Annotated in this window: 4 protein-coding genes; all 4 read right to left on the bottom strand. The window is 49.2% G+C overall.

Annotated features, from left to right (window positions below; translation table 11 throughout):
• Window positions 1-104 precede the first annotated feature (104 nt).
• The gene (locus ACOTX4_RS25445) at window positions 105-260 is read right to left on the bottom strand and encodes a hypothetical protein (protein WP_022651023.1); all 156 of its coding nucleotides are present in this window, start codon (window positions 258-260) and stop codon (window positions 105-107) included.
• A 21-nt stretch (window positions 261-281) separates the two neighbouring features.
• On the bottom strand, window positions 282-629 hold the full coding sequence (locus tag ACOTX4_RS25450) for a phage tail protein (RefSeq protein ID WP_421635495.1): 348 nt from the start codon (window positions 627-629) through the stop codon (window positions 282-284).
• A gap of 2 nt (window positions 630-631) precedes the next feature.
• Window positions 632-3,763, bottom strand: coding sequence for a tape measure protein (locus tag ACOTX4_RS25455; protein ID WP_278019044.1), 3,132 nt, complete (start codon window positions 3,761-3,763; stop codon window positions 632-634).
• Between the two features lie 62 nt (window positions 3,764-3,825).
• Window positions 3,826-4,563 (bottom strand): hypothetical protein, encoded by a 738-nt coding sequence (locus tag ACOTX4_RS25460; RefSeq protein WP_129318821.1) that lies wholly within the window; start codon window positions 4,561-4,563, stop codon window positions 3,826-3,828.
• Window positions 4,564-4,760: the final 197 nt, after the last annotated feature.

Consider the following 4,760-nt stretch of genomic DNA (forward strand, 5'->3'; position numbering starts at 1 on the left):
GCTAATTTGATTGGCCCTAATGACCAATTTCATTCGGTAAACCTAGATATAGCGCCAGATGAGATAAAGAATAAAACCATCGGTGAGATTGAAAAGCTTGCTATTCAAGCCTTGCGTTCAGCTTGAATTACGGCAATTTGATCTAATTTCGCAGTGATTTGATTATAAGCACAGGTGTGAGCGCTAATAACTTCTTCCATCTGTGCTTTCATTGAATCAACCATAGCCTCTAACTCTTCAACACGTTGTTCTAAAGTCATAACTATCTCCCGCCTTTCGGCTTATCGTGGTACTTGTTCAAAAGTGGCCGTCAGTTCAAACAGCGGCCCGGTCTTTGTCATATTCCAGGATCGGCAGACAAACAGCTTCCTCACTCCCGTATCGGATGACGTCCAGTAGAACGATTCAACCGCCCCCCTGGCCTTGAGGAATGCCTCAGCATCCTTCGCAGGGTTACTGCGGCACGATCCGCTGACGCCGCGAAAGGTGAGCGAGTATTTATCCATCAGTGGATTGATACCCTTCACCTGTCGCTGTTCGTAACCGTCGCCTAGCTTAACAACGGCTACGTTTGGGGTGCGTTCAACCTGATAAGCTCGCTGCGGTGTCCATGTGAATGTTTCTGGCACGATTACCTCCGTAGTAACCCGTTCGGACGTTGCTGGTCGCGGATGGTGTTCAGGCTCACCTGCTTCATCATCTGCGCCATCTTAGCCATGGTCGCATCGTCTATGCCGCCAGTGGTGTTGATTTCGAAAGTGATGTGCTGCACCACCCCACCGCCTCCTCCAACCTTATCAGCAGGAATAATCTTCCCTGACTGATTCGGGATGAATGCCTGCTGCCCACCTGCGGTCTGGAAGATTTCAGAGCGCCCATCTTCGTTGATGCGATAGGCGTTGCCGGCTGATACCGTACCGCCGTAGCGGCGACCGCCGCTATATCCAACGCTAGCAATGCTTGATATCAGTGAGCCGCCCGCGGCTGCGACCTGGGCCATTGCAGCCATATTCCACGGGAACGGTCCGGATGCCATCGCATTAGAAATCGCCAGTTGAAGGTTTAAAGCCGCCTGAGCAGTGGCAAACCCCTTACTGATCGCGAAAAGAGCCTTAAATGCTGTGTTGTTCTTGCCTTTGCTGTTGGCAATAATAGTAGCCAACCCGTCGAATCCCTGAGAAATTCCGTTGAGCATGGTGTTAACCACATCAACCTGCCTCTGGGCTTCCGTTCTGGCTATATTAATGCGCTCATTTGCAGCTTGTTGCTGAATCGCTGTTTTAGCATCCTCGTAAAGTTGGGTATTTTCTTTGTCAATGGCTTGATATTTTGCCAGAGCAGCAAGCTTTTGCTGCTCTTCTAGGTCGATTTGAGCCAGAAGATCAATAGAGTTACCAGTCTGGGCGTCTGGCATCACTTTGTATGCAGCTATCTCTTGCTGAGCAAACTTTTTACCTTGCTCTGCCTGTTGGCGCATCTTAACCGCATTGGCTGCATCCCATTCAGCCGCTGCATATTTTCTTATTTCAGCTACTTGTTCTTTCGTAGCGCTACTATTTAAAGACTGCTCAGCCCTCAAGATGGCTTGTTCACGAGATAGCTCTTGCGTGGTGGTTGCAGCAAGACCTGCTCTTTGTTTGTAGTCTGCAATTTTCTGCGCATTTGACTGCATTGCTGTGGCAGCTTTTGACGCTTCAGACGTGGCGTCTTTAGTTTCCTTTTTCCCTTTCTGCTGAGCTTGCTGTGCGTCATATTCGGCAGCAGCCCTTTCCCTCGCCAGTCTGACGTCCGCCTCGCTTCCGCCCAGCTTCCTAATGTCCTGCTCGGCTCTCAACTGCGCACGCTTGCGATCGTTGAGCTCACTCTGAAGCGTCACCTGGTCTTGCAGTTTATCAAGGTAGTCCTGAACATCTTTCGGGCGCTCTACCATCAAACTGCTGGAGTTGAATTTTTCCTTCGCTTTTGCGGCGAAGTTAATCATGTCTCCAAGCCTGCCCATCATGCCAGCGGCGACACCCGCTTCCTCCCCATCCCGGCGAAGCAGATCAATCCCTTGCCTCATCGTGCCATTAAGCGTGGCGCGTCCAATGTTAATAGCATTCTGAGTCTGACTAAGGCGATTCTGAGCACGTTCAAGTTCAAGGGCTGCAATTGCTAATTTATCCTGAGCCCCACCTAACGCTTCAGCAGCCTGACGGCCTCGGGTAGTGTTCGTTCCCCAGTTAGCTATCTCCCTTTCTTGCCTCTGAACAGCGGCGGTAGCGTCGTTAAATTCTTTCTGGGCGTCGGCTACCGCATCACTAAGAGTTGGCAGGTTCTGGCTTAACTTGCCAATTGTGGCTGCGAGTTCAGCGTTAGACATTGCCTGGAATTTAGCGCCAAGCTCATTTACGCTATCAGCCAGTTTATTCGCTTCGTCTTTTGCCTCTTTTGCTCGTTGGGTAAAGTAAATAATTGCGCTTGCAGCCAACATGGCCAAGCCAGCGGGGCCGCCAATCAGCCCCAACGCCCTGGCCCCAAGCGTTCTTATGGTTATGGCTGCGCGATCTGCGGCCGCGGTTGCTGCTGTTTGAGCCGTTGTGTTTGCTGCCAGCGCTCGGTTGTAATTATCCGTGGCAGTTGCGGCCTCTATCCGCGCAGCAGAAAGCCGTACTTCTGCTGCAGCCAGGCTTGTGCTGTTAGCTGCAGCGGCTTTCATCATCTGCGCTAATCTAACCTCATCGAGAGCTCTGTCTTTTGCTATTGTGGCAGCTCGAAGATCGGAAGTGGCTTTAAGAGCTGCTGCTTGTGCGGCCTGGTTTTCCGCAACGGCTTGCTCCCTACTCGCCAAGGCTGCTTTTATTTTGGCAGTGGTCGCCATTGTCAAAGCGCCAACGTAGCGGCTTCCCATTAAAGCAGCTACGGCAGTAAGCACGGCGCTAAGACCGCCAATGTTGTCACTCATGGCAATAATGGCGGTATTGAATATCGCTACTGTAGTTTTAACTGATGAGCTCTCACCAAAGAACTTTGTGATGTTATTGCCTGCAACCTGCATTGCTTGGCTAATCGTCGTAGTTGTTTTAGCAAACTCCAACCCTATAGATGCCCCTTGGGATAAAAGCCCGTTAACAACAACATCAGTAGTGAGTTTTCCCTCAGCGGCCAGTTGACGCATCTGGCCGATCGTGACCCCCAAGGAGTCAGCAAGAGCTATTATCAGGCGATTACCGTTTTCATTCACAGAGTTGAACTCTTCACCACGTAAAGCGCCGGATGCCAGCCCTTGCGATAACTGAATGATGGCATTTTCCGCTTCCTCTGCCGAAGCTCCGGAAACTACAAAACCTTGGTTGATGATCGTTGTGAGTTTTACAAGGTCCTCTGCGCTCGTGCCGTACTGGCGGGTTGCTCGCTCCAGTCGGGCATAGAGAGAGGCTGTAGCCTCTAGGCTAGAACGCGTTTGCTGAGTGATGTTGAATACCCGCTCTGTAACGTCCACCAACTCTTCATTTGGACGCAGCGCATTCGCTAATTTGTTGTTCAGTTCGGTCCATGCATCGGCATATTGCGACACCTGATTAACAGAAAGGATCGCCATTACAGCCGCGGCAATTTTACTCAATTCGCCCAGAGAAGAAGAAAGTGATTGTGCCGCATCATCAGCTGCACCAAAACCATCTTCCATGTTGTCGGTAGCCTTGGTAACCTCCTTATCAGCGGTCAGTAACTGGGCTGTGTCAGCCTTAATTATGTATTCGATAGTTCCAAGGTTTTCTGACATCTTCTTTTCTCCGGGCAATAAAAAACCCCGCCGGAGCGAGGTTTTTTTATCATGATTATTATTCAAATATGGTTGTCATAGATCAGATCTAAGACCGCCTTTGCTTGTCGGAAATATTTCACATCAAGTTTTTCATCGACCGGGCTTTCGTATGGCCACCTTGTATAGCGAGTAGATACTGAGCTCTGTTTGTCAATTGACTCAATAATCTTAACGGAATCACTGGATGAAAAAACTCCGCCTTCGCCTGATGCAATAGGCTTGTCCTTGCCGATTCTTACGTAAGCAAGAGTACCCGGGAAATGTTCGCCACCAACAAGCACGTTGTAGCCTGCTTTATCTCTGAAAACATAAAAGCTTTTGTGGCTTACATAACAAGTCACTTCGTCAGACATTGCATCGGTCTTACAGGCTGAGTTCCAAGCGCTCTTGTCATTATAATCTTTACCTATAGTGCCCGACGCATCAGAGTGATAAACGTGAACCTTCACTCCATCAATTGTGAATTCCTCTGAAACATGCAATACAGGCGTTTTGATATCATCAGATTTTGCCCATAAATCACAAGTTACCTGACTATCAGGGCGCAATTTTTTTTCTTTGAGAGATGACGGGCTGAACTCAAGGCCTTCACGCCCCGTCGCTGAATAAGAGCTATCCTCGTAAAAATCACAGCCAATGTTTTTGGTTTCAGGAAACCCTTGTAGCCACTTAATGTCTTTTGGCTTCATTTTTTCACTGGCGATCGCTAGTGATGGTAAAAGTGATGCGCATAAACATAACAACCAGAGCCTCTTCATATCCCTATCCCCTTTGGTAAAAGATGAGGGAATCCTAGCAGGGATCTCCCGCTCGAAAAAGAAAAGCCACCCGGAGGTGGCTTGTCAGTATACCCAGCAGACTAGCGGTTTTCGCAACCAAGCTGAGATTTATCGATGATTTGAGTACCTTCAACACGGAAACCATACGTGCCGAACAGGAACGCATGGTTAAGCTG

The sequence above is a fragment of the Enterobacter cloacae complex sp. IR5459 genome, assembly GCF_049238005.1.
Lineage (GTDB): Bacteria > Pseudomonadota > Gammaproteobacteria > Enterobacterales > Enterobacteriaceae > Enterobacter > Enterobacter hormaechei_C.

Coding starts and splice junctions, on each gene's coding strand:
- ACOTX4_RS25445 (WP_022651023.1), bottom strand. CDS start 260: ATGACTTTAGAACAACGTGTTGAAGAGTTAGAGGCTATGGTTGATTCA.
- ACOTX4_RS25455 (WP_278019044.1), bottom strand. CDS start 3,763: ATGTCAGAAAACCTTGGAACTATCGAATACATAATTAAGGCTGACACA.
- ACOTX4_RS25460 (WP_129318821.1), bottom strand. CDS start 4,563: ATGAAGAGGCTCTGGTTGTTATGTTTATGCGCATCACTTTTACCATCA.